Genomic DNA, 26,057 nt, shown 5'->3' with positions numbered 1-26,057 from the left:
ACTTAATATTAACTAAGTCTGAGGCTGCTGTAAACCGGATATATCAACGGCTTTATTCTTATACTTTCTTTATATCAATCCATGCTCTGATCTTCTTCACCGCTTGCAGCGGCATCATTCCCTGTATTGGCTTTTTGATCCTTTATCATACTATTCTCTGTCTCGCCCTCACTGTCTTCGGTCACTCCGCTACCCGTTCCCGCTTCCCCGTTAATAGTAAAGTAAGAAACGATTTTTACTTCCGAGCCATCTTTATCTTTTGCGGTATACGTAACTTCAAAAACTTTATTATCAGTGCTGTTTATAGTAACTGTCATGGTATCCGTACATTCTTCGTTTTCACTATTAACAGCTGTAATTCCTTGTTTTACGAAATCTTCTGACATTACGGTTTTGTCCGGGAGGTTGAAATGATTCGCAACACCATCAATTCTTACACCTTTAAAATAAGTAAATTGAACTGTTTCACTTGTTATATTACCAACGTTATCCGTTAAATCATAGGTTACGAAATAGGAATAATCATCTTTTTTCATTACTGTGATGTTTACTTTATCAGCACTTAGTTTAGAATAATTATCTTTTACTGTAATACCTTTTAAAGCCAATTTCTTAATTTCAGCAGCACCTGCCTTAAGTTGTTGCTGCGTAATTTCTTTAAAGTAGATGCCTTCTATTACAGGCGGTGTATTATCCACATGAACAATAGCTTTAGCTTTACCTGTCAATTTATTTTCCGCTTTGATGGAATAATCAATTGTATAAGTATCTTCTGTATTTTTTGTAATCTTAACATTAATGTCGCACTTTGGAAGCTTCTTAGTGGATAAATATGCTGTTACTCCTGTTAAGGCATATTTCTTATCAACTGTGGTATCTGAAGCAATTACTGTATCGGCCACACCAAGAATTTTTGGCTTTTCTTTGCATTGATTTACTGTATAGGTAACTGTTTCACTGGCAGTTCTCCCAATTACATCGGTAACAGAGTATTTAACCTTATATTTTCCTGCTTTATAGATATCAATCTTTCCTGTTACTTGTATCTTTGAAGTAATATCCTCTCCTGTTGTTGAAGAAGCTTTTACTCCGCTTAATAAACTGGTTTTCTTCCCCCAGGTAATGGATTTGTCCGTTACACCTTTAAAAGTAGGTATTTTATTATGGTAGGGATTATTTTTACTTGGGTCTGTTGGATCCCAGCCTGAGCCTGCCGGAATTTTAATCGTCTCCGGTTTTCCCAAAGGCCCCGGATCTTTCGCGTTATAAATCTCAACTGTAGTTCCAAGCGGACAATTATCATAAATCCACTTTGCATCTGTAACCGCAAGCCGGACACATCCATGGGATGCGGCAATCCCAAGCTTATTATACTGGGTCGCGGATAATGTGGTTTCATCCATCTTATAGTACCATACCGAATGAAATAAAATACCGTTTACTATACGTGTAGAATATTGTCCCCATACATCACCCATCAATAACTTCCATCTGTATTTTGATTGGGTATTATATGTACCAAGCGGTGTGTCAACACCGGTGGAACAAGTCATCGCTTTCACCGGTTTTGTATATTTACCGTTTTTATCTTTTTCGTATACCGTTACACAATTCTGCTGTTTATTTACCTTAATATAATAAGGTGAACCAGTCTTAGCAGATGTGTTTAACTTCATAATAAATAGACTAAGGAATAGGCAGCCAATACATAGGATTATTATCTTTTGTAATTTGCATTTGCTAATAATTCGAGTCATTCTTTACTCCTCTTATTTCATTTTTTACAATCTATGAGCATTAAATTTACTAAAACTTAGTAAATAATGTCACTAAAGACAAGTAGTTTTAACATAAGAAATGTTTGTGTTATTCTTATGTCAAAACTATTTCAAAACTGTTAAACTGCAAATTGGCTATGATATAAGGTATAATAAAAACCCAATTGCTCTAAATTATAACATTCTTTTATAGATTTGTTAAGACTAAAGTTAATCATGTTTCAACTTTAGTCTTAATATATTGTAATAATAAATCAGCTTTAGGAGAATAAATGAATTATTTTACCAATTTAATTTATGAATATGGGTTGTTAGCTATGTTTTTAATAATCCTAATAGAATATGCTTGTTTTCCCATATCCAGCGAAATTGTTCTTCCATTTTCGGGAGCGGTTGCTTCCTTACAGCATATCAATTATTTCACCATTCTCTTTTTCAGCGTTTTAGCCGGTCTGCTTGGAACCAGTTTCTGTTATACCATAGGCAGACTTGGCGGCGGTGCTTTGTTAAACAAACTAATTACCAAATTTCCCAAGGCTGAAAAGGGTATCCATACCTCTCAAATGAAATTTAATCAATATGGAAATTTAGCTGTATGTTTTGGCAGATTAATTCCTATTTGCAGAACTTATATTGCATTTATTGCAGGTGCCGCCGGCCAAAACCTTTTTACCTACCTGGTTTCATCTCTTATTGGAATTACCGTCTGGAATGCCATATTAATTGGTTTTGGATATTTATTACGGGAAAATTGGGATATCGTTGGTGGTTATTATACACGTTATAAGGATATCATTCTGCCTCTTGTTGTTTTTCTGGGCATGCTTGTACTTGTTCATGTAAGGAAAGACAAATCATCTAATGTTTAAACTCCATTTTTCTGTATCATGGAGTTTCTTTTCCATTATAAATGTTACTGATTATATGTAAATGGTTTATGTTAACTTTCAAATGTAATATATCCAGTTGCTGTAACAGTGAATTGTTTTTAATCCTAACTCATATAATTATTTAAGACATACTGGAAAACAAATTGACTTTACATGGGGGTTACTATGATGAACTGGCATAATATAACCAAAGAGGAAGTTTTAAAAACACTGGAGAGTTCGTATGATAATGGATTATCAAAAAAAGAGGTAATAAAAAGGCAAAAAAAATATGGATTAAATATTCTTGAATCTAAAAAGAAAAAAAGTATAATCATAAAATTTTTAAGTCAATTTACTGACTTTATGATAATTACCTTAATCTGTGCTGCTTTTATATCATTTTTTGTATCTTTATTACACGGCAGACTGGATTTTGTTGATCCTGTCATAATATTATTAATTATTACCTTAAACGCAATCCTGGGGGTATTACAGGAGACAAAGGCTGAAAAATCATTAGTAGCACTCCAGAAAATGTCAGCACCTACTGCACTTGCTCTGCGAGATCATGAAATCATTTCCGTCGATGCCAAAGATTTAGTCCCCGGAGATATTATATTTCTGGAGACCGGATATTTTGTACCGGCTGATGCAAGACTTTTGACTGCTGTTAATCTTCGTATCGATGAAGCTTCTTTAACAGGTGAATCACATCCCGTTGAAAAAAATGCAGATCTCATTTTAAAAGAAGATACTCTTTTAGCTGATCGTACCAACATGGTTATGGCAACCGGAATTGTCACCTACGGAAGGGGCATTGCTGTTATTACTGCTACAGGAATGCATACGGAAGTTGGGCATATTGCCAGACTTATTATGGATGATGAAACTCCTATGACACCACTTCAGAAAAGGCTGGCAAGTACGGGTAAAGCACTTGGAATTGCAGCTTTACTGATCTGTATCATAATTTTTTTGTTAGGAATTTTAAAAAACCGCCCTATTTTCGATATGTTTATGACCTCAGTTAGTTTAGCTGTTGCAGCGATTCCCGAAGGACTTCCGGCAATTGTAACTATTATGCTTTCCCTGGGTGTCCAACGTATGGCTAAGAAAAATGCTGTAATCCGAAAGCTGCCTGCAGTTGAAACGCTTGGAAGTGCAACTGTAATCTGCTCAGATAAGACAGGAACACTAACACAAAATAAAATGACCGTAACCGAATTGGCATCCATTCATGGAAAAGAACATCCGGACACACTATTCAGCCATTATCTGTTATCACTTGCTGCTTTGTGTAACGATTCTATTCTTCAGGTTACTGGAAAAGGAAAACATTCCACTGTTACTGCTACGGGAGAACCCACTGAAAAAGCTTTAATTATGGCGGCTTTTCATGTTGATCTTCTAAAGCCTAAATTAGATTCTACCAATCCCAGAATATTTGAAATTCCTTTCGATTCTACAAGAAAACTAATGACCACCGTACATAATTATCCCTCCGGAACGATACGCAGTATTACAAAAGGTGCCTTTGATGTTTTAGTTAATAAATGCACCCATATTTATCAAAACGGGAAACAAGTCCCAATGACAAATGTACATCTACAATCCATAAATAAACTAAATCAAAATATGGCAGAACGAGCACTGAGAGTAATCGCTGTAGCCTATAAAGATCTTCCCACCGAAACTGTATTACATAAAAACACCTCTAAATCCACTGAAGAAATGTCCGATTATCTAGAGACAGCCTTAACTTTAGTGGGATTAATAGGTATGATAGATCCGCCAAGACAAGAGGTAGCAAATGCCGTACTAACCTGTCAGATGGCCGGAATTAAGCCGGTCATGATAACCGGAGACCATATATCCACCGCTTGTGCTATTGCAAAAGAATTAGGAATTATGACATCAGATGACCTTGCAATGACCGGCCAGGAATTATCTCTAATGGATCAGAATACTTTAATTGATAAAATACCCCGTTACAGGGTATTCGCAAGGGTATCTCCGGAACATAAAGTAAGGATAGTGAAAGCTTTTCAGGCCAGGGGTGAAGTAGTTGCCATGACCGGTGACGGTGTCAATGATGCGCCTGCGCTAAAGGCTGCTGATATTGGCTGCGCTATGGGAATAACAGGTACAGATGTGGCTAAAAATGCAGCCGACATGATACTTACCGATGATAATTTCGCTACAATCGTAGCTGCCGTTAAAGAGGGCCGAGGTATTTACGATAATATTAAAAAAGCAATACACTTTCTATTATCCTGTAATATTGGTGAGATCATGACTATTTTTGTTGCAATCCTTCTTGGCCTGCCATCACCATTATTAGCAGTACAGCTTCTTTGGGTTAATCTGGTAACCGATTCCCTGCCCGCAATCTCATTAGGTGTGGAACCGGCTGCTAAAGATATTATGAAGAAAAAACCAATTCCTCCCGATAAAGGAATGTTTGCAGATGGACTGGTATTTAAGATAGTTTTCGAAGGTATTTTAATCGGTTCCTTAGCACTGTTAGCATTTATCATCGGTATACGGGTTTATGATGCAGAAAGCATTAAGGATACTGTATTACACCATGGAAGTACTGTTCAGATAGCTTCTAATATTACTCCTTATATAGGCCGGACCATGGCGTTTGCCGTATTAAGTTTATCTCAGCTGTTTCATTCCTTTAATATGAGAAGTGAACATTCTTTAACTAAGATTGGTTTCTTTTCCAACATAAAACTTTTGCTCTCTTTTATAGTTTGTGCTTTCCTGCAGATAATTGTTATTTCAATGAAACCTTTAGCTGAGATTTTTAAAGTTGTACCTTTAACTCCCGCCCAATGGTCCGTTGTATTAGTTTTATCCTTTATGCCAATCGTTGTAGTAGAATTACAGAAAGGGAAGAAATAGATTACCAGCTGATTATGTTATCCTAATATTGCATAATAGGCTGCATTCAAGGAATTTAGAAAAACTGATTATATTTACCTGGTTTAGAGAAAAAGATATGTACATCAGCAAAATGATAATTCTATAAAATCAAAAAAATAAGAGCGTTGGTAATTTACTATCATAGTGATAGTAAATTACCAACTCTCAATTATCTATAACACATAATTTATTACATTTTTATTCTGATTTACCTTAGCATTTCGCTATTATAATCTCGGACATTCTAAAAATTAATTATTCAGTAATATCAGCATACTGGAAGTACCAGTATCCGTAAGGTGAATGCCAGGAACCGGTAATCTTAGGGCTCTGTAAATAGAATTCATTGTAATAAGCCACAGGAATAATACCTGCATCTGCCATAATCATATCTTCTGCCTGATGAAGTAAACCGGAACGTGTCTTAGGATCTTTCTCACCAGCAGCTTTTTGCATTAAGGCATCATAGTCAGGATTGTTATATTTAGCATTGTTATTACCATTGGTGCTAACCATAAGATCCAGCATGTTGGATGGATCATTATAATCAAATACCCAACCGTCACGGCTTGATTCATAATCACCAGCACGACGCATAGGTGTAAAGGAAGCCCATTCAACTACGTCTACATTTACAGTAATACCAAGCTCTTTCCATGCCTTTTGTAAATATTGTGCAACTACCTTGTGGTAACCTGCATCATTGATAGAATATTTAATTACCGGGAAATCTTTACCGTCTGGATATCCTGCTTCTGCCAACAGCTGTTTTGCTTTGGCAAGGTTACCTTCATAATCATTAACATCAATATAAGGCTTACCACCATTAGCATTATCCATAAATTGACTGCCATCCCAATCCACAACAGCCGTACCGATAAAGTTAGGAGCTGCAGTATAAGTACCTTGCATTAATGTTTCAGCAACATATTTTCTGTCAATTGCAAGGCTTAAGGCCTGACGTACCTTAGGATCAGAGAACTGAGGCAAAGTATTGTTAATGTCCAGATAATAAGTTCCTAAAAGAGGGTCGATATGGAACTCTGGATTTCCTTGAAGTGACGGAATTTCAGCTGTAGGAACATCTTTAATCATCATTGCTTGACTGCTTTGATAAGCACCATAAGCTGCATTAGGATCTTCCATCAGGAGTAATTTAATGGAATCCAGTTTAATGGATGCTGCATCACGATAGTTAGGGTTTTTCTTAAAAAGAATGTAGGAACTTGGTACCCATTCACTGATATAGAAAGGACCATTACAGATATAGGATTCAGGAGCTGTTGCCCAAGCATCACCATTCTTTTCAATAGTAGCCTGATTTACAGGACTAAGTGTAGCGAAAGCAGCTAACTTGTCAAAATATACACAAGGATGTGAAAGTTCAACTACAAAAGTTGTATCATCCGGTGCGGATACACCAAGTGCATCCGGATTGCCGCCGGCTGCTTCTTCATATCCTTTAACCATTCCAAGTACGGTCTCTGCATAAGGTGCAGCTGTATTAGGATCAGCAACACGTTTCCAGCTGTAAACAAAATCTTTCGCTGTTAAAGGAGAACCATCGGACCACTTAAGGTCTTTACGCAGATGGAACTTCCAGGTAAGACCATCTTCACTTGTTTCATAAGATTCAGCTGCACCAGGAATAATCTTGTTATCCTTGTCAACATTGAGCAGACAGTCAAAAGCAAATAAAAGCATATTACCGCCGTCTACCGCACTGTTGAGTGCAGGGTCAATTGTTTCAGGGTTAGGTCCAATTTGAGCAACAAGCTGTTTTGCTTCTCCGCTTGCTGTACCGGTGTCGGTACTTGTGTTGGCATCAGTAGTACTACTGCTAGTATCACTGCCGGTGTTACCGGTATTGCCGGTATTGTTTTCTTTCTTACCGCAGGCACTAAGAACCATAGTAACCAGCATAACTAGCACTAAGAAAAATGAAATTTTTCTTTTCATAAATTCCCTCCTTATTTTTTTGGTTTATTCAATTCACCATAGAATTATCTAAGGTGAAATTGGGCAGAAATTTAATAACACTATTTCACGCGGTCAAGATGAAAGCAAGCCGCATAATGACCAGTTGAAACTTCTTTCCACTCCGGTTCTTTTGCCGCGCATTGCTCATCCGCATAGGGACATCGTGTACGGAAACGGCATCCGGATGGTGGATTTACCGGACTTGGGACATCTCCCTTTAGCACAATACGTTTGGTATCGCGGGAAGTCACAGGCTCAGCTACGGGGATAGCCGATATTAAACTGCGTGTGTAAGGATGAACACTGTGGAAAGTCAGCTCTCGGCTGTCAGCCAGTTCCACTAATTTACCGAGGTACATTACACCAATACGGTTAGAGATATGTTTTACAACGCTTAAATTATGAGAGATAAATAAATAAGTTAACCCCATCTTATCCTGAAGCTCTTCAAACATATTAACTACCTGTGCCTGAATGGATACATCCAAAGCTGAGATAGGTTCATCACATACAATGAACTCCGGATTAACTGCCAACGCACGGGCAATACCAACACGTTGTCTTTGTCCGCCGGAAAATTCATGGGGATAACGGTTGGCATGTTCGGTGTTTAATCCAACCAGACTTAGTAATTCAACAATACGGTCACGTCGTTCTTTCGTATTGGCAGCGAGTTTGTGTATATCAATTGCTTCTCCTACGATATCGCCGACCGTCATACGAGGGTCAAGACTGGCATAGGGATCTTGGAATACAATCTGCATCTTTCTGCGGTAAGGCAGCATATTAACATGAGTAATATCCTTACCATCGTAAATTATCTTACCTCCGGTAGGTTCATGAAGACGAAGCAGTGTACGGCCGGTAGTCGTTTTACCACAGCCGGATTCGCCTACAAGTCCCAGAGTTTCCCCTTTATTGACATAAAAAGAAACATCATCTACCGCTTTTACAAACTTTTTATTCATACCTCCGCCCTGTACCGGGAAGTATTGTTTAAGGTGCTCTACTTCAAGAAGTTTTTTATTTTCCGGCATGTGTCTGCACCTCCTTTTCGAATTTAGCCTTATCTAGCAACCAGCATGCGCTATGATGGTCATTACCCAGATCGGTATATTCCGGCATAGCCTTAAGACAAACTTTCATACAGGCGTGGCAACGCGGAGCAAACGGACAACCGGCCGGCGGATTAAGCATATCCACAGGCTGACCCTCAATTGGTACTAATTTCTTGTGTTCCTGATCATTAAGAACGGGAACACTTAGAAGTAAACCTTTCGTATACTCATGTGACGGGTGGTAGAAAATATCATCTGTAGTTCCTGTCTCTACTACTTTACCTGCATACATAACAGCGATGCGGTCACACATACCTGCTACCACTCCCAAGTCATGTGTAATAAGTATAATTGCCATTCCAAGCTTCTTCTTAAGTTCAGTCATCAATTCCAGAATCTGAGCCTGGATAGTAACATCAAGTGCAGTGGTTGGTTCGTCGGCAATAAGCAGTTTCGGTTCGCACGCCAAAGCAATGGCTATCATAACACGTTGCCTCATACCGCCGGATAATTCATGCGGATACTGTTTCAGACGTTTCTCAGGTTCATTAATACCAACAAGCTGCAGAAGTTCTTTTGCACGCTCATGAGCTTGCTTTTTGTTCTTATCTGTGTGAAGGAGAATCGCCTCCATAATTTGATTTCCAACTGTATATACAGGATTGAGACTAGTCATAGGATCCTGAAAAATAATTGATACCTCATTACCTCTCATTTTACGCATTTCACGTTCTGTCATTACATTAATATGATGACCGTTAAAATATAAATCTCCGCCGATCAGACGGCCGGGGTGTGCGGTTAAGCCCATAAGACTGTAAGCAGTAACCGATTTACCGGAACCACTTTCTCCTACGATACCCAGTACTTCGCCTTCACGGACAGTCAGCGAAACATCATTGAGCGACTTGACTTCACCGGCCGGGGTGAAGAAAGAGAGGCGCTCGTTTTGTATATCTACCAAATATTCACTCATATAATTTACTCCTCTCCATTTCTTAGCTCTTCATTTTAGGATCAAACGCATCCCTCAGTCCGTCACCGAATAAATTGAAACTGAGGATAATAAGACTGATCATGATGGCTGGTGCTATAAGCAAATATGGATAAGTATTTAGTCCGTTAACAGCATCACTTGCCAGTGATCCCAGCGATGGCAGCGGAATGGCAACACCCAGTCCAAGGAAACTTAAAAAACTTTCTGTAAAAATGGATGATGGAATCTGTAAAGTTGTAGTAACAATCAGCGTACCGATACAATTAGTCAAAAGGTGTTTGCGGATAATTCTGCCGTTAGAAGCACCTAATGCCCTAGCCGCTGTTACATATTCACTCTGCTTTAAAGTAAGCACCTGGCTTCTGACAATACGAGCCATACCTACCCAATAAAGTAACGCAAATACCAAAAAGATACTGATAAGATTGACACCAATTATCTGAATCCAATGAAATCCCGGCTGATTAGCCAAAGCATCCATAGGGTCCTTAATAGCAAAGGATATTAATACAATCAATAATATATCCGGTACCGTATATACAATATCGGCAATACGCATCATAATCATATCTGTCCATCCGCCAAAGAAACCGGCTACGGCTCCAAATGTTGAGCCAATGATTAAAATTAAGGCTGAAGCAATTAATCCTACAAGCAGGGAAATACGGCTTCCAACCATTAAGCGGACAGCATAATCACGACCAAGATTGTCCGTTCCTAAAATATGCGGAAAAACGTTCTCTCCTGCATCAATACTAGCCTGTTCCTGTGTAGAATAGACCATGGGTTTCAGATATTCGGAACCCTGTATCTGCTGATCATATTTATATGGGTAAAAACTTGGCACAATAAATGCAAGTACCATAACAATTAATATAACGGTGAGGCTTACCATCGCTACTTTATTTTTCTTCAAACGATTAAGCGCATCTTTCCAAAAGCTGACACTAGGACGCATCTGTACCAGGCTTAGTTTTTCATCGTCAGAAGCAGGCAGAAAATCATCCACCTTTAACTGAAAACTGAGTGTATTCTGTTTCATTATTTGTTCCTCCTAATTCAGCTGAATGCGTGGATCAATAAGCTTATATACGATATCCACTATTGTATTCATCACGATAACAAGTGTAGCCAGGAAAATCGTAGTTCCCATAATAACAGTATAATCACGGTTCATAATTGAGCTGACAAATTGACCGCCAAGACCAGGGATAACGAAAATCTTTTCTACAATAAAGCTTCCTGTAAGAGTGTAAGCCAGCAAAGGACCTACGTAAGTAACTACCGGCAGGATTGCATTACGAAGAGCATGTTTGAAAAGGGATAGAAACTGTGACACACCCTTGGCTCTGGCCGTACGTATGTAGTCCTGACCGATAACGTCCAGCATGGAAGAACGCATCAGACGTGTAATATATGCTGTCGGATAAAAAGATAGTGCAAAAACCGGTAAAACATAGTGAAGCGGTGAAGTCAGACCAAACGTTGGCAACAACCCCAGATGAACACCAAAAACATACATCCCGACAGTACACAAAACAAAACTTGGTACGGCAATACCGCCGGTGGCAATTACAATAATAAAATTATCTAACCACTTACCTCTGTTAATAGCTGCTATACTGCCCAAAGGAATTCCAATTATAAGCGCAACCAATACCGAGATACCACCCAATCTAGCAGAAACAGGAAATTTACTGAATATGATACCGGTAACATCACGTCCGCGTTGTTTCAGACTGAGGCCAAAGTCACCCTTTAGGGCGTTAACCAAGTAATTTTTATATTGCACAATCAGAGGTTTGTCTAAACCGAATTTCTCTGCAAGTGCCTTTTGTGCCTGTACGCTGATGGACTTTTCTGCAACGAACGGACCACCAGGCACCAGATTCATCAGGAAAAAAGTAATAGTCGTAACTATAAATATAGTCACTATAGCTGCACTCACTCTTTTAAGAATGTATTTACCCATACGATAACCTACCTTTTATCTTTAATATTGACTTGATGATAATTATATTCTGAATTGCACAAGATTTTACTGAGAGGTATTTTTCCCAATATAATAAAAAAATGCACACCCAACATGTTAGAACACACACATCTTTGTGCAATTTCAGTCCTATATACAACGATATATATAAGTGACTACATATTTAAGTATAAGGAATACATATCATCTTTACAATGTAAAATAATACTCAAAAAATCATGAAATGTCAAGTAATTTTAATAACTTTATTAATTGTATACACGTACTTTTAGTGCTAAAATAAAGGAAATGAATACTTTTACATTAATAATATTCAGCAATGTATTTTTGTATGCGTTAATATTGAACCTATAAATACAGTGTTTTAAAGTAAATAAAAATACATTAAAATACAATTATATTCAAATAAAATTTACAAAAATACATATAAAAGTTTAAATATACAGATTGATTATATTTTTAAAACGAGCTATAGTATTATTAAGGAAATGATTTATTCATATCAATGATAAATAGGGGGAATAATACAGAATGACCAGTGATGAACTCAGACAAATGAAAGATAAAGGCCCTTATGAGCATATAACAGACTATAATATTACTATGTATGATAAATTTCCATATATACGCGATATATCAATATGCGGTCCGGAAACATTAGTACTTATAAGTGGAAACATTCTTAAATACTATAGCTACAAAGTTGTTGAACCATTTAATATTATACCGAAAACTCAGCAGTCTGCTGATACAATATAATCATATGATTTAATTAATTATATAATACGAACAGGAACAACCGGCATCTTTTACTTAACGCGGTAATTCCTGTTCTTTTTAATATTTATTAATTCCTGGTTATTTTAAATGCATTCTTTCCGGGATATTCGGCTACCTCTCCCAACTGATGTTCAATACGAAGAAGACGATTGTATTTAGCTACTCGGTCACTTCTGCTTGGTGCACCTGTTTTAATCTGTCCGGCATTGGTTGCAACGGCAATATCTGCTAACGTTACATCTTCTGTTTCACCTGATCTGTGGGAAACAATAGCTGTCCATCCATTATTCTTAGCCATTTCTATTGCTTCTAAGGTCTCCGTCAGAGTGCCGATCTGATTAAATTTGATCAGAACAGAATTTGATATTCCAAGGTCCATTCCCTCTTTAATCCGTCTTGTATTCGTAACGAATAAGTCATCTCCAACTAGCTGGATTCTGTTGCCTAAGCGATCAGTAAGTTTCTTCCAGCCTGCAAAGTCTTCTTCCGCCAATCCGTCCTCTATGGATATAATCGGATAACGGTTGCATAAGTCTTCCAGATAATCAATCATTGTATCAACCGTTTTATATTCTCCGGCTTTCCAGAACAGATACTCTCCTTCTCTTCCGGCTTTTTTCGCTTCGTCATACATTTCCGTAGAAGCCACGTCCATAGCAATGTAGAAGTCCTTACCAGGTTCATAGCCAGCTTCACTAATTGCTTTCACAATGTAATCCAACGCTTCGTCATCACTTTTAAACTTTGGTGCAAATCCACCCTCATCACCAACAGCTGTTACATACCCATCAGCCTTTAGCAGTTTCTTAAGGGTATGGAAAACCGTAGTACTCCACTCAAGACCTTCCGAAAAAGTTGCAGCCCCTGCCGGCATAATCATAAATTCCTGTATATTTAAACTGGAATCTGCATGTTTACCGCCATTGATTATATTCATCATCGGGACAGGCAATACCTTGGCGTTTACACCACCGATGTACTGATAGAGAGGTAAGTTAAGAGATTCTGCCGCAGCTTTGGCAACGGCCAAAGAAACACCCAGGATTGCATTGGCACCTAATCTTCCTTTATTATCTGTTCCGTCTAATGCAATCATCTTTTTATCGATTTCAACCTGATTCAGTGCATTCATTCCTGTTATAGCATTTGCAATTTCTGTATTAACATTCTTAACAGCATTTAAAACTCCGTTCCCTAAATACCTTTTTTTATCATTATCCCTGAGTTCCACTGCCTCAAAAGCACCTGTTGAAGCACCTGAGGGAACCGCTGCTCTTCCAATGCTGCCATCAAAAAGAACTACTTCCACTTCTACTGTCGGATTACCTCTGGAATCCAATATCTCTCTGCCAACAACTTTTTCAATCGCTAAATTCATTCTCATAATTTTCTCCTTCTTTCCATTATTTACTTATCCAATATAATAATTTTGCTGCCCGCCGGTATATAGATTATTTACAAAGTGCTATGTTGTATCGCTCAAAATAACAATTAATAGTATAAACAATCATATTAAATGTATTCATATTACGAGATATTATACTTTATTTCTGACTTCGCTGCTCTTTCCTTTTATAGAAGAAGTTGTACATCTTCTAAAATTATTATAACACAAACTGCATAACTTTGTGTACACATTTTTCCAGATATTTTTCTAGTAAATGGTAATTTTTTATCAATAAACCCGGACTATTTATTGATATTTTAAGAAATACTATGATATACTATAAGGCAAATACTATTGAAAGGAATTAATAACTTATGAATAAAAATTTTGAACAGCTGAAAAAGTACATTGAAAAAACAATGGCTTTTCAGGCAGCACTTACTTTATTCGAATGGGATGCTGAAACTCAGGCTCCGGAAGAATCCATGGAATATAACTCCAAAACGATCGGTATCTTGTCGAACGAATATTTTACAAATTTAATAAATGATGATGTTAAAAAATTAATCCATAAGCTTAGTGATGAAAAGGAACAGGAGGACCTGGATTTTAATCAGAAAGCAATCGTAAAGGAAGTGAGAAAAACCATTGAGGAGCTGGAACATATCCCACCGGAAGAATATCAGGCATACAGTGAATTAACTGCTAAGGCATCCGGTATCTGGGCTAAAGCTAAGCAAAAGAAAAATTTTGCAGATTTCTCGCCCACATTAAAAGAAATCATAAATTATCAGAAAAAGTTCGCTGGATATCGTGCAAAAAAAGGCGAAAAACCATATGACATTTTATTAAATGACTTTGAAGAAGGCTTTAATATGGAAAAACTGGACGAATTCTTCAATACATTAAAAGAATCTTTGATTCCATTATTAAAAGAAGTCTCAAAGAAAAATGACAAAATTGATAAATCTTATAATCATCAGTACTTTGATACCACCAAACAGAAAGAGTTCTGCAAATATATCAGCGGATATGTAGGTTTTGACTTTAACCGCGGTGTTATAGCAGAAAGCGCCCACCCCTTTACTACCAATCTGCACAATCACGATGTACGTATTACGAATCATTTTCATGAAAACAATCTGGAAAGTGCTATCTTCTCCATTATTCACGAAAGCGGACACGGTATCTACGAAATGCATATAGATGATGCTATTACCCAGACACCGGTTGGAACCGGAACTTCCATGGGAATGCATGAATCCCAGTCCCGCTTTTTTGAGAATGTAATCGGAAGAAGCGAGGCCTTCTGGAAACCGTTGTTTCCCAAATTAAAAGAGACATTTCCGGAACAGTTAAAAGAAGTATCCCTGGAGCAATTTATTAAAGGGATCAATAAGGCAGCACCCGGTTTAATCCGTACCGAAGCAGATGAATTATCCTATTCTCTTCATATCATCATCCGCTATGAAATTGAGAAAATGATCTTTGCCGATGAAATTGAAGTAGAAGATTTACCAAAAGTATGGAATGAAAAATACAAAGAATATTTAGGATTGGAACCACAGGATGACGGTGAGGGGGTTCTACAGGATATTCACTGGGCAGGCGGTAGTTTTGGCTATTTCCCGTCCTATGCTATCGGAAGTGCTATCTCCGCCCAGATTTATCATCATATGGTATCCATTATGCCTGTAGAAGAATATTTATTAAATAGCAATCTTACTCCCATACGTGAATATTTAAATAATCATATTCATCGATTTGGTAAAACAAAAAATACTAACGAACTGTTGAAAGATTTGATGGGCGAAGAATTAAACGCGGATTATTATGTTAAATATCTGACTAAAAAGTATAATAAATTATATGAATTGAATTAATATAAATTATATTATGGTTCCATATTGATATTTCATATATCTTATTGTATAATTAATCTAAATTACGTATAATTAAACATTATAAGAAAAGAGGTATCCTATATGAAATTATGGGGCGGACGATTTACAAAAGAAACCAATCAGTTAGTTTTTAACTTTAATGCTTCCATATCTTTTGATCAAAAATTCTTTAAACAGGATATAGTGGGAAGTATAGCTCATGTTACAATGCTGGCAAAACAAGGTATTTTAAATAATGAAGAAAAAGAAAGTATCATATCAGGATTAAACAGTATTAAAAAAGATATTATAAATGGTATTCTGCCCATTGATCCGAAACAGGAGGACATTCATAGCTTTGTCGAAACTGTTTTAATTGAACGTATTGGGGAAGCAGGTAAAAAACTTCATACCGGCAGAAGCCGGAATGATCAGGTCGCTTTAGATATGAAGTTATATACACGCGAAGAACTGCTTCAAGTCAAGGAGCTGCTTAAAGATTTATTATTGGTACTGCATACGACTATGAAAGAAAATCTTGACACTTACATGCCTGGTTTTACTCATTTACAGAAAGCTCAGCCAATCACCTTAGCTCATCATATGGGAGCTTATTTTGAGATGTTTAAAAGGGATAATGAAAGACTTACTGATATTTATAAACGTATGAATTATTCGCCTATAGGCTCAGGAGCCCTTGCCGGTACTACCTACCCTCTTGACAGAGAATATACTGCCAGTCTATTAGGATTTGACGGACCTACCTTAAACAGCATGGATTCCGTAGCCGACCGTGACTATTTGATTGAGTTTTTAAGCGCGTTATCTATTATAATGATGCATTTAAGCCGTTTTTGTGAAGAAATTATTATATGGAATACTAATGAATACCAGTTTGTCGAGATAGATGATGCATATTCAACCGGAAGCAGTATTATGCCGCAGAAGAAAAATCCGGATATAGCAGAATTAATAAGAGGAAAAACCGGACGGGTTTACGGTTCCTTAATTTCTCTGCTTACAACCATGAAGGGTCTTCCCCTCGCTTACAATAAAGATATGCAGGAGGATAAGGAACTTACTTTCGACGCTATGGATACTGTGAAAGGATGCTTGGGGCTTTTTACAGGGATGTTATCTACTATAAAATTTAATAAAGCCGTTATGGCTGTCAGTGCCAAAAAAGGGTTTACCAATGCAACGGACGCTGCAGATTATCTGGTTAACCATGGCGTTCCATTCCGGGATGCACACGGAATTATCGGCCAGCTTGTTTTATACTGCATAGAAAAAGGCATTGCCTTGGAGGATATGACTTTGGAAGAATTTAAGACGATCAGTCCGGTTTTTGAGAAAGATATTTATGAAGCCATCAGCCTTAAAACCTGTGTTGAAAAGCGCAATACCATAGGAGCTCCGGGCATAATAGCTATGGACAAAGTAATTTCTTTCAATGAAGAATATTTAAAAAACCTGTAACCAATAAAATAGTAAGGAGCTATTGCAAATCTATCTGACTATTAACTCCCTTAGTTCAGTAAATTTATTTTTGCAACAGCTCCTGTTTTTATATAAGAAAGAGTCTGGCTTGCCAGACTCTAGCGCTGACGCGCTGTCACGACAGTGACAATCTACTTCTGGCGCGTCATGTCCATCCTGCCCGGAGGGCTTTTTATTTCACAGGGAAGTTCGGAGAACTTTCCTATGAAATAAAATAACTATCTGCTATTTCGATAAATAAAATAAGAATAAATATTGATACCAATAATACAAAGCAGCAACACGGTAAATATTCCTATATTTACTATATAATTTTGTACGAAACCCATAATTATCATTAATAATCCAATAACAATAAACAGATAACCGCCTATTTTATGAGTTTTCCGCCATACAATATCATTTGATAAGGTCCATGGATTTCGGATTCCCATAAAATAATTGCTTTTTAATGCCGGCATATAATTGCCAATGAATACAAAGATAATACCAATTGCAACCGATATTAGCAATTTCATATTAACTTCTATTTTGTAGGCAGCCGCAATCGTAATCCAGGTTAATATAATCATTAGAAGTGCTGTTGTAGATTTTAATATGTTTTTGACTTTCCTCTGCTTATTACTATTATCCATATTATGCTTATATCTGACATAATCATCAAAGATAAAAAGTATGATAAAAGGCAGTAAACCGATTAAAAAAATATATTTTCGATCAGCCCAGTTATCGATTTTCCACGACACGTTCCAATGTATCGGTATTTGCTTTGGCAAACCGGGGTAAAGGATGATACATCCAATGTAAGAAAGAATGGATACTATCCACATAAAATATTTCCTGATTTTATTCATCAGTTCCGCCTCCGCTGTTATTTTTTTTTGTAAAATCAAAGAACCATTTCACCAGGTCTTCAAATACTGTTGTATTTAAGGAGTACACTATATTCTGCCCCTGTCTTTCATCACTTATTAAATCAGCATTTTTTAATATATTTAAATGATGGCTGATAGAGGGTTTACTTATATTAAAATAATCTGCTATCTCACCTGCGTTTTTATCATTTTCTGATAAGAGTTCCAATATCTTTCGTCTTGTAGGATCTGCTAATGCTTTAAAGGCATCATTCAAAAGTACTCCTCCTTCCCTTAGGATAATTACGAAACATATCGTTGAATAAACCATGTTATTCGAATCTATCATGTTATACCTTGTTCGCAATTATCTTTCTATTTATTCATTCGTAATTTATTGCAATTCAAGAAACTTCTTTTCACCTTTTGTATTGAGATAATGATAAAGAATAATTGTAATAATAATAATAACCAATGTGGAGAATGCATTAACATAAGCAGAGGGGTAATCTCTTAAGACGTATAATAAAAGCGCAGGGAAAGCAACAGCAAATATTCCCCCAAAAGTTGCGACCATAGAGGCTGCACTTTGCTTAATAACAGAAACTTCTGTAGTCCAGTTTAAATTAGGCAGGGAAAGATTTATAATCAACCCCGATATGGCAGTAAAAAAAGCATAAGCTGCCGGCATAACAATCAATAATACGGATTCTGCAAAGGATAATTTAAGTCCGAAAGTAAGTAAAAAACCATCAAGAATTATAGCAGGTAAAGTTATGGTTAAACTCACGGCAATCTTACTTTGGAATATGGTTTTAGCTGATACAGGCGATATTTTTAAAATCCATAGATTTTTCCCTTCCAGTGAAATGGAGCAGGCTGTGATAAAAGTCATAGCGATACACATGGATACCAGTACGGGTGCTAATGCTCCTATTAAACCTGCCGCCTCAGGTACCTCCACAATGTTCGCCAGGGTTTCCGGACTTAAAAATATGGTTACCACGGCTCCAATCGTCATCATTACAACACCAAAAGCGGTATTCAATATATATATGCTGGAAGAAAAATATCTTCTCAATTCTTTATGAAATAATGCTTTAAAAGGACTGGCTTGTTTTAATGATCCAATCTTATAATCTACTCTTGTTTTCGCAGCAAACAGACTGGTATTTATTGCTTTAAATTTATAACCAACAATCGATGCAAATACAAGAAAAGCCAGTATGGAGACAAATATAAATAATATAAGTGCGCTGACATCAAACTCACATACTGCTCTCCTATACATTCCGGCTAATGGGTAGATACCATCCACCTGTTTTATTAATACGGCACTCATCTGACCTAATTTTTCTTCGGAATCTCCTGTAAATAAAGAAGCCCCCATAATTCCGATTAATAAAGTAAAGGTAAAAATTAAGTTTATCAAGTTAGAATGACGAAACTTAGCAGCGATCATAGTAATAACTGTTCCCAGTAAAGCTGCTGTTATCATTGGGATAACCGGGATAAAAATAACTGTAACCAGACTGGAAACATAAAAATACTGGGATGCTTCTGCTAACATTCCATATGCGATAGCCGCCGGAATCATAATAACTAAAGTAAACGTTATATTAATGATATAAAGTAATAACAAACGGCTTGCAACTATTTTACTGGTTTTCACCGGCAATGACATAATCTGATCATAATCTTTAAATCCAAACAAAGTTCCCTTTACTTTATTAACTGTAGTAATAATAGTAATTACGCAGGTAACAGCCATCATCATTTCCGGTAATAGTTTTAACATTCCAATCGCATTAAGTGTCATACCGATGGCATAACTATAAGAAAATGAGGTAACGGAAATGATACCGATGATTAGCAAAAATGCCACTAAAGAAGTATAACCTTTACTCTTTCTTTCCCGGCTCTTTTTACTTGTTATCATAGCAAAATCAAAAGCTGTTCTTAACTGTATCTTCGTTAATAACCATATTTGTTTCATTCTCCGGCCCCCTATTCATCAATCAGTTCCATAAAGACATCTTCCAGACTTTGATTTCCCTTAACCGATTCTGTAGTACCGCATGCTATTAAATTTCCACCTTTGATTATTGCAATTTTATTACAAAGTTTTTCTGCTACCTCAAGGACATGGGTGGAAAAGAATATAGCACTTCCTTCTGCACATGATTCAGCCATTATAGTCTTTAATGTATGGGAAGCTTTGGGATCAAGTCCAACAAAAGGTTCATCCAATATGAGTAATTTAGGATTATGAATAAAAGCCGCTATAATTGCCAGTTTCTGTTTCATTCCGTGTGAATAAGATGATATTAAGTCACCTAAGTTAGGTGTTAATTCAAATAAATCAGCGTATTTTTTCATACGGATCTCCCTGTCGGTTCTGGTAACGGAATAGATGTCACTTATAAAATTCAAATACTGAATCCCAGTTAAATGTTCGTACAAATCAGGATTATCCGGAATATAGGCGGTCACTTTTTTACAGGCTACAGGATCCTTTTTTATGGATATACCATTAATTAATATATCCCCCTCCTCAAAATCCAGCACACCGGAGACAGCTCTTAATGTCGTTGTTTTACCTGCTCCATTATGTCCGATAAAACCATAAATATCACCTGCTTTTACTTCTATGGATATATTATTTACGGCTCTTTTGCCGCCTCTATAACTTTTACTGAAATTTTTTATGCTAAGCATAGTATTACCTCCAGATTATAAGTTTATATAGATATTTAGATAATTATCTAACTATCTTACAGTCAATATAAAACTAATTATAATAAAAGTCAATACTATATTCAAAATAACTTTGGATTTATGATATAAAAATAATTTTAGATTAACTCTGAAGAAATATATTTTGTATCTTCTAGGATGATTTACCCGTCTTGCTTTTATGTAAATAAAAAAGGAATGTTAAAATAACGAAACATTCCTTTTTTATATTATTCTATATCTGTAGTATCATCTGAACTATTTTCATCATCAGAACCGTTTCCGTATATAAACTGATGGATTTCCTGGCGTGTTGCATCCCAACTTGTCGGAACAACTACTGATTGCTTGTATTTACCGATCTGTACACTGTCAAAGCCGAAATTACCGTCAGTAGGTATTCTAAGCTGTTCTAATTCGCCGACATTTAAACTTGCCGCTTCTTCCAGATAATTATTGAATTCCGAATTAGTAATGTCAGTTTGAATATCCACATCATTTAAAACGTCGTTCATCAATAGTCCCAGCTGCACGATATTTTTCTTCTTTACTTTCTCAAAAATAGAGTTTAACACAGCTCTCTGTCTTTGGGTTCTGCCAAAATCATCATGTTCTGTTTCAGTTGGAACTTTACGTACCCTGCAATAACCTAATGCCTGATTACCGTTCATAATCTGTGTTCCCTCTTTTACGGTGCGGTAGGACGGATTGGAGATATAATTCGTTCTGTTCAGGTAATTTGCTTCCGTCCTGGTTAAGGTAACTTCAACTCCATCCAGAAGGTCTACAATTTTTTCAAAAGCATTAAAATTAACTAATACATATCCATCTAAATGTACTCCAAAATTATTTTGAATGGTTTGATATAATGTTTCGATTCCTCCTCTAGCATAAGCAGCGTTCAATTTGTTATTGTCATGACCGGGAATTTCAACATAGATATCTCTCATTAAGGATGTCAGCTTCATCGTATGATTCTTAGTATTCATCGTAGCAACAATCATTGTGTCAGTATTGGAAGCACCCCCGATTTCCTCAACACCAAGTAAAAGAATATTAACTACATGTTCAACAGGTTTCACTGGTTTATTGTTTTGATCCGTCGTATTCTCAACAGTATCTGTTGTTTCCTGTGTATTGGAATCTTCATAATTAAGTTTTCCATAGATATAATTACCCGCCAAATTAATTATAATTTTTTTTCCGGCGGGAGTGAACACTAATAAGCATCCTAACAGCATAATTACAGAAAAAACAATAGCAAAAATCTTCACACCTTTCGGTATTTTCCCCTTTTTCTTTGGTCCATTATCCTTAGTACTCGTATCCTTATCCTCCAATTCCATACTGATTTGCTTTGCCAGAGAAGAATTGACTTCATCTAAAAATTCATCCTCATCCTCATAACCAGCAACATTATTAATATTTTTGGAATACTGATCCAGACTATTCCCTTTATTTAAATTACTTGATGAACTATCCTTCTTCTCATTTGTATTGCGATAATTATCTTTATCCATCCCATTCTCTCCTACTGTTACTAGTATATAATTCAGGTTATGTGTCGAATTATCTTATAATTGGAAATAAATTAAATCCCGAACAATTATAACACATGTCCAGTTAAAAATAAAATCATTTTTTTTAAAATTAAGAAAAATTAAACTATCCTAAGAATATCTTTATAAATTTTAATCGGGAAATTGCTTATCATATCAGGTAACAGTTAAAATGACCTTTCCTTTCGGATCAAGAATACCTTTTTCCTATCATGTGTCTTAATCTGAGTATTCATACAATTAAAAGAAGTTATTCTAGACTCATTAATATAAATCCTACACTATTTATAAATGTATGATTCAGAATTTAATAACATTTCCGTTCAAAAAGAAAAGCTCTCATTACGAGAGCTTTTCCAGAAGTTTTATTATTTCTTCAATTTTTTCATCTTCATTACCTTGTTTAAAGCTTTCTTTAACACATGCGCCTAAGTGGGTTTTTATGACTTCATTATTAACTTTCCTTAAAATTGCCTGAGTTGCCATTAATTGATTAGAAATATCGATACAGTAGCGGTCTTCTTCCACCATTTTTAATAAACCGTCAATCTGACCTCTTGCAGTTTTTAACAGGCGTGTAACCATAGTCTTATCCGCTTTCATATAATTCTCCCAACTATCTGCCAAAAAGCCCTTTTTTCTCTTCAATAGATACCACTTCATATCCAGCTTCACTAACTGTATCTTGAAATACGGAATCACTTATATCGGAATCAAAATTTACAACAGCCGTCTTTTTCTTAAGGTCTACCTTGGCCTCTACCCCCGGAATTGAATTTAAAGCTTTTTCAACTCTGGCCTGACAATGACTGCATGTCATACCCTCAATTTTTATTATTTTTTTCATTATTATCTATCTCCTTAGCGTTTAAAATTATATATTACTATACCCGGGTGGGGTATATGTATTAATAACAATATGCTTAATAATTGAATTTGTCAAGTATAATTTATTTAATAAGTTTGATCCTTTTAAGTTTATTATAAGAATAGTATAACAATAATTAAGAATAAAAAATAAGAAAATGGTGGAAATCTTCTGCAATCGGCTAAAATATAGAAATTATTTATAGCTAACCTGAGTTCCCACCATTTTTCTAATCGAATATATAATCAATTATATATTTTAAATCTCATAAAACTCTTATTCCTTTATTAAGCTACTGCTCCTCTTACCAAAAAATAAACAATTACCAGGATACCTAACACAATTCTATAGTATCCAAATACTTTAAAATCATTCTTCTTAATATATCCAATTAAAAACTTAATTGCAAATATTGAAACTACAAAAGCAGTTAACATTCCTAAAATTAAAATCAGTATTTCATTTGGAGTATAATCGAAACCAAATTTGACCATCTTCAATAAACTGTAACCAAACATGGCAGGGATTGCCAGATAAAATGTAAATTCAGCAGCTACATATCTGGAGGTTCCGATAATAATTGCACCTAATATGGTAGATCCGGATCTTGAAGTTCCCGGAATCATAGATAGGAGCTGAAACAATCCGATAATGAAAGCTGTTTGATAAGTAATATCCGATAATGTCCTAATCTGCGGACTTCTATGTTTATTTCTGTTCTCAATGACTATAAATAAAATACCATATATAATTAAAGTAACTGCAACTGTTATATAATTATAAAAATGTGCATCAATAAAATCATCGAACAGTAAAACAGCTACTGTTGCCGGTAAACATGCTACGATAATCTTAAACCATAAGGTCATAATATCCATTTTAATAAAAGGACCTTTTTTAAAATTAAAAGGAAATATTTTATTCCAAAATAAAAATATAACCGCTAATATAGCCCCAAACTGTATTACGATAAAAAACACTTCTTTAAACTCGGCGCTTACATTTAACTTTATAAACTCATCCACCAATATCATATGACCTGTGCTGCTGATTGGCAGCCATTCAGTAATACCCTCAACAATTCCCAAAAATATTACTTTTAAAATTTCTAAAAAATCCATTCATTCTTACCTTGCCTTCCTAATGCTTTTTTACGGTATTAAAACCGCACTACATTATTATATCACAGATTTTCTTCCTCTAGTATCCTAATTTTTTAAAATATGGCAAAGGTATCAACAGTTTTATTTTTAAGATATAAAAACTTTGATACCCATTATGTTTAGACTATTTAAAAAAACAGATTACTAAAATTATATATTCTATACTCTTATTATCTGAATAAACTTACCTATTTAAAAAGATATATATCCTCCATTTTCAAAAATATACTGCATACATGCCATACCCATAGAGAAAAAGGTCAATAGGATAATTAAAAATATTGCTGCCCGATCATAAAGTATACCGGCTTCCTTTTCTTTATAATGTCCGGCTAGTATTTCGCTGCCCAAAATAATTAATAACAGCGGCCATAATTTAAATACCATCTGATAAGTAATTATACCGGTAAATACTCGTATGATAAATAAAACCCCAAAGAGTATTAAACCAGACCCAAGGGTAAATGTACCCACTCTGTGCATTTTCATTGAGACTCCTCCAATATTAATGATTGTTTCTATCCTGATTCGAGTTATCGGCTGTATCGATAGGTAAAACATTTGAAACCTGTTCTATACTACCAGTTATTGTTTTCTCCAAATCTGCTGCATTTTCTGATTCAATGAAAGGGTTAATATAAAAATCTTTTTTTATTTCTGAATCGTGAAACTCCGTCTTATCACCAAATAATTCCGGTTCTTCCCTGTCTAATTCTTTCTTCTTACCAAGAATCATTTTTACTCCAATTAGAATGATGATAATAGAAAACAGTACTTTGGATCCATTCCAGCGCAAAGTATAAATAAAATTCTCCAAAACATCGTAGTTCATGTTGGATGCCCAATCGGCAATAAAATCCAATATATTCTCAAATAAAACAATTCCGCCTAAAAGGATAAGAGTAATTGCGATTGCATTCTCATATTTGGTAATTAAGGATTTTAACTGAACTCCCTCCTGTTTCGGTAAAAAGATATAATTGTCTTCCAGCGACTCAAATTCTCTGTTCGGCATTGACATTTTATTTATAGAATCAAAAAAGCTATAAAACCATAAGACAGGAAGTATTAAGAATATTGTACCTATTCCGGTCCAGCTTCCTAGCGCTATAATAAAAACTGTTAATGTCATAATTGAAATACCCTGCTTCATAAACCCCATATACATCTGCCCTGCTCCAAACATGGTTGAAAATACAAAGGTAAAGAACTTATTTTTCTTTCTTGTCATATCTAATTTCCTCCCTGCTATTTATTTTATTTGACAAAACCAATCGGTCCGTATAATTTGTAATATTAATAGAGAATTCATTCAGTTCATCATTTATCTTAATCATAAAGCTCTCTATATGAGGCGGCTCTCTATGGGCTACATTTTCCTGAGGAGTAAACAATAATAATGCTAATGCACCGCACATTGCCAAACCAATCTTCATGCTAAACGTAATCAGATGAAGTTTTTTCCGGGACAGTCTATATAACATTGAGTTATCTTTTTCCTGAGCTTTAGATAAAGCCCTGGTTTTATCTAAGATATTATTTTTCAGATAATGAGGTGCTTCTAACATAGCCTGTTCTTCTATTACTTTAGCATACTCTTTCGTACAGAAATCACAGGCAGCTATATGTTCCAATTCTTTCAAGGTAATATCTTTATGAAATGATATAATATGATCCGTTACTGCACCGCTTAATTGTTTCTCTTCTGTTTTCATAAC

Annotated in this window: 23 protein-coding genes; 5 read left to right on the top strand and 18 right to left on the bottom strand. The window is 35.7% G+C overall.

All coding sequences use genetic code 11. The features are described from left to right. Positions 1-74: 74 nt before the first annotated feature. Positions 75-1,757 (bottom strand): L,D-transpeptidase family protein, encoded by a 1,683-nt coding sequence (locus tag RBU59_RS28030; RefSeq protein WP_308145753.1) that lies wholly within the window; start codon positions 1,755-1,757, stop codon positions 75-77. Between the two features lie 293 nt (positions 1,758-2,050). Between RBU59_RS28030 and RBU59_RS28025 the strand changes: the two genes are divergently transcribed. Further along, complete coding sequence (locus tag RBU59_RS28025) at positions 2,051-2,647, top strand: DedA family protein (RefSeq protein ID WP_308145752.1); 597 nt, start codon at positions 2,051-2,053, stop codon at positions 2,645-2,647. Positions 2,648-2,833: 186 nt separating this feature from the next. Then, positions 2,834-5,560: a calcium-translocating P-type ATPase, PMCA-type gene (locus tag RBU59_RS28020; protein WP_330698435.1), complete on the top strand. Its 2,727-nt coding sequence runs from the start codon at positions 2,834-2,836 to the stop codon at positions 5,558-5,560. A 276-nt stretch (positions 5,561-5,836) separates the two neighbouring features. On the opposite strand, the gene RBU59_RS28015 is transcribed toward RBU59_RS28020, so the two are convergent. The 5 genes from RBU59_RS28015 to RBU59_RS27995 all read right to left on the bottom strand — a co-directional run bounded on the left by RBU59_RS28015 (position 5,837) and on the right by RBU59_RS27995 (position 11,588). Next, the gene (locus RBU59_RS28015; protein ID WP_308145751.1) at positions 5,837-7,540 is read right to left on the bottom strand and encodes a peptide ABC transporter substrate-binding protein; all 1,704 of its coding nucleotides are present in this window, start codon (positions 7,538-7,540) and stop codon (positions 5,837-5,839) included. Positions 7,541-7,620: 80 nt separating this feature from the next. Further along, on the bottom strand, positions 7,621-8,598 hold the full coding sequence (locus RBU59_RS28010; protein WP_308145750.1) for an ABC transporter ATP-binding protein: 978 nt from the start codon (positions 8,596-8,598) through the stop codon (positions 7,621-7,623). Then, positions 8,585-9,595 (bottom strand): ABC transporter ATP-binding protein, encoded by a 1,011-nt coding sequence (locus RBU59_RS28005; RefSeq protein WP_308145749.1) that lies wholly within the window; start codon positions 9,593-9,595, stop codon positions 8,585-8,587. Before RBU59_RS28005 ends, RBU59_RS28010 begins: the two co-directional genes overlap by 14 nt. Before the next feature lie 22 nt (positions 9,596-9,617). Next, positions 9,618-10,658: an ABC transporter permease gene (locus RBU59_RS28000; RefSeq protein WP_308145748.1), complete on the bottom strand. Its 1,041-nt coding sequence runs from the start codon at positions 10,656-10,658 to the stop codon at positions 9,618-9,620. A 12-nt stretch (positions 10,659-10,670) separates the two neighbouring features. Next, positions 10,671-11,588, bottom strand: coding sequence for an ABC transporter permease (locus RBU59_RS27995; RefSeq protein WP_308145747.1), 918 nt, complete (start codon positions 11,586-11,588; stop codon positions 10,671-10,673). Positions 11,589-12,140: 552 nt separating this feature from the next. Between RBU59_RS27995 and RBU59_RS27990 the strand changes: the two genes are divergently transcribed. Then, a complete protein-coding gene (locus RBU59_RS27990; protein ID WP_308145746.1) occupies positions 12,141-12,368 on the top strand; it encodes a hypothetical protein in 228 nt (75 codons plus the stop codon). Positions 12,369-12,456: 88 nt separating this feature from the next. Here the strand turns inward: RBU59_RS27990 and eno are convergent, their stop codons facing one another. Continuing rightward, complete coding sequence (gene eno, locus RBU59_RS27985) at positions 12,457-13,773, bottom strand: phosphopyruvate hydratase (protein WP_308145745.1); 1,317 nt, start codon at positions 13,771-13,773, stop codon at positions 12,457-12,459. Positions 13,774-14,150: 377 nt separating this feature from the next. On the opposite strand from eno, the gene RBU59_RS27980 reads away from it, so the two are divergent. Both RBU59_RS27980 and argH read left to right on the top strand, forming a co-directional pair. Continuing rightward, the gene (locus RBU59_RS27980; RefSeq protein ID WP_308145744.1) at positions 14,151-15,659 is read left to right on the top strand and encodes a carboxypeptidase M32; all 1,509 of its coding nucleotides are present in this window, start codon (positions 14,151-14,153) and stop codon (positions 15,657-15,659) included. 102 nt (positions 15,660-15,761) lie between these two features. Beyond that, positions 15,762-17,138 (top strand): argininosuccinate lyase, encoded by a 1,377-nt coding sequence (gene argH, locus RBU59_RS27975; RefSeq protein ID WP_308145743.1) that lies wholly within the window; start codon positions 15,762-15,764, stop codon positions 17,136-17,138. 239 nt (positions 17,139-17,377) lie between these two features. Here the strand turns inward: argH and RBU59_RS27970 are convergent, their stop codons facing one another. The 11 genes from RBU59_RS27970 to RBU59_RS27920 form a co-directional block, all read right to left on the bottom strand. Next, positions 17,378-18,013, bottom strand: coding sequence for an SdpI family protein (locus RBU59_RS27970; protein WP_308145742.1), 636 nt, complete (start codon positions 18,011-18,013; stop codon positions 17,378-17,380). After that, complete coding sequence (locus tag RBU59_RS27965) at positions 18,006-18,290, bottom strand: autorepressor SdpR family transcription factor (RefSeq protein ID WP_330698434.1); 285 nt, start codon at positions 18,288-18,290, stop codon at positions 18,006-18,008. Before RBU59_RS27965 ends, RBU59_RS27970 begins: the two co-directional genes overlap by 8 nt. 117 nt (positions 18,291-18,407) lie before the next feature. Further along, positions 18,408-20,009: a hypothetical protein gene (locus RBU59_RS27960; RefSeq protein WP_308145741.1), complete on the bottom strand. Its 1,602-nt coding sequence runs from the start codon at positions 20,007-20,009 to the stop codon at positions 18,408-18,410. A gap of 11 nt (positions 20,010-20,020) precedes the next feature. After that, a complete protein-coding gene (locus RBU59_RS27955; protein WP_308145740.1) occupies positions 20,021-20,731 on the bottom strand; it encodes an ABC transporter ATP-binding protein in 711 nt (236 codons plus the stop codon). A gap of 248 nt (positions 20,732-20,979) precedes the next feature. Continuing rightward, positions 20,980-22,269, bottom strand: coding sequence for an LCP family protein (locus RBU59_RS27950; RefSeq protein WP_308145739.1), 1,290 nt, complete (start codon positions 22,267-22,269; stop codon positions 20,980-20,982). Between the two features lie 381 nt (positions 22,270-22,650). After that, positions 22,651-22,911, bottom strand: coding sequence for a metal-sensing transcriptional repressor (locus RBU59_RS27945; protein ID WP_308145738.1), 261 nt, complete (start codon positions 22,909-22,911; stop codon positions 22,651-22,653). Between the two features lie 13 nt (positions 22,912-22,924). After that, the gene (locus RBU59_RS27940; RefSeq protein WP_308145737.1) at positions 22,925-23,155 is read right to left on the bottom strand and encodes a heavy-metal-associated domain-containing protein; all 231 of its coding nucleotides are present in this window, start codon (positions 23,153-23,155) and stop codon (positions 22,925-22,927) included. Between the two features lie 308 nt (positions 23,156-23,463). Continuing rightward, positions 23,464-24,297 carry an undecaprenyl-diphosphate phosphatase gene (locus tag RBU59_RS27935; protein WP_308145736.1) on the bottom strand — a complete coding sequence of 278 codons (834 nt, stop codon included), beginning with the start codon at positions 24,295-24,297 and terminating at the stop codon, positions 23,464-23,466. A 234-nt stretch (positions 24,298-24,531) separates the two neighbouring features. After that, on the bottom strand, positions 24,532-24,828 hold the full coding sequence (locus tag RBU59_RS27930) for a LiaF transmembrane domain-containing protein (protein ID WP_308145735.1): 297 nt from the start codon (positions 24,826-24,828) through the stop codon (positions 24,532-24,534). A 16-nt stretch (positions 24,829-24,844) separates the two neighbouring features. Then, the gene (locus RBU59_RS27925; RefSeq protein WP_308145734.1) at positions 24,845-25,570 is read right to left on the bottom strand and encodes a hypothetical protein; all 726 of its coding nucleotides are present in this window, start codon (positions 25,568-25,570) and stop codon (positions 24,845-24,847) included. After that, a complete protein-coding gene (locus RBU59_RS27920) occupies positions 25,551-26,054 on the bottom strand; it encodes a hypothetical protein (RefSeq protein WP_308145733.1) in 504 nt (167 codons plus the stop codon). The genes RBU59_RS27925 and RBU59_RS27920 overlap by 20 nt, the downstream gene beginning before the upstream one ends. Between the last annotated feature and the right edge of the window lie 3 nt (positions 26,055-26,057).

It is taken from the genome of Anaerocolumna sp. MB42-C2, assembly GCF_030913705.1.
Taxonomy (GTDB): domain Bacteria; phylum Bacillota; class Clostridia; order Lachnospirales; family Lachnospiraceae; genus Anaerocolumna.
Note: the sequence above shows the minus strand (reverse complement) of the source record. Positions and strands in the feature narration are given on the sequence as shown.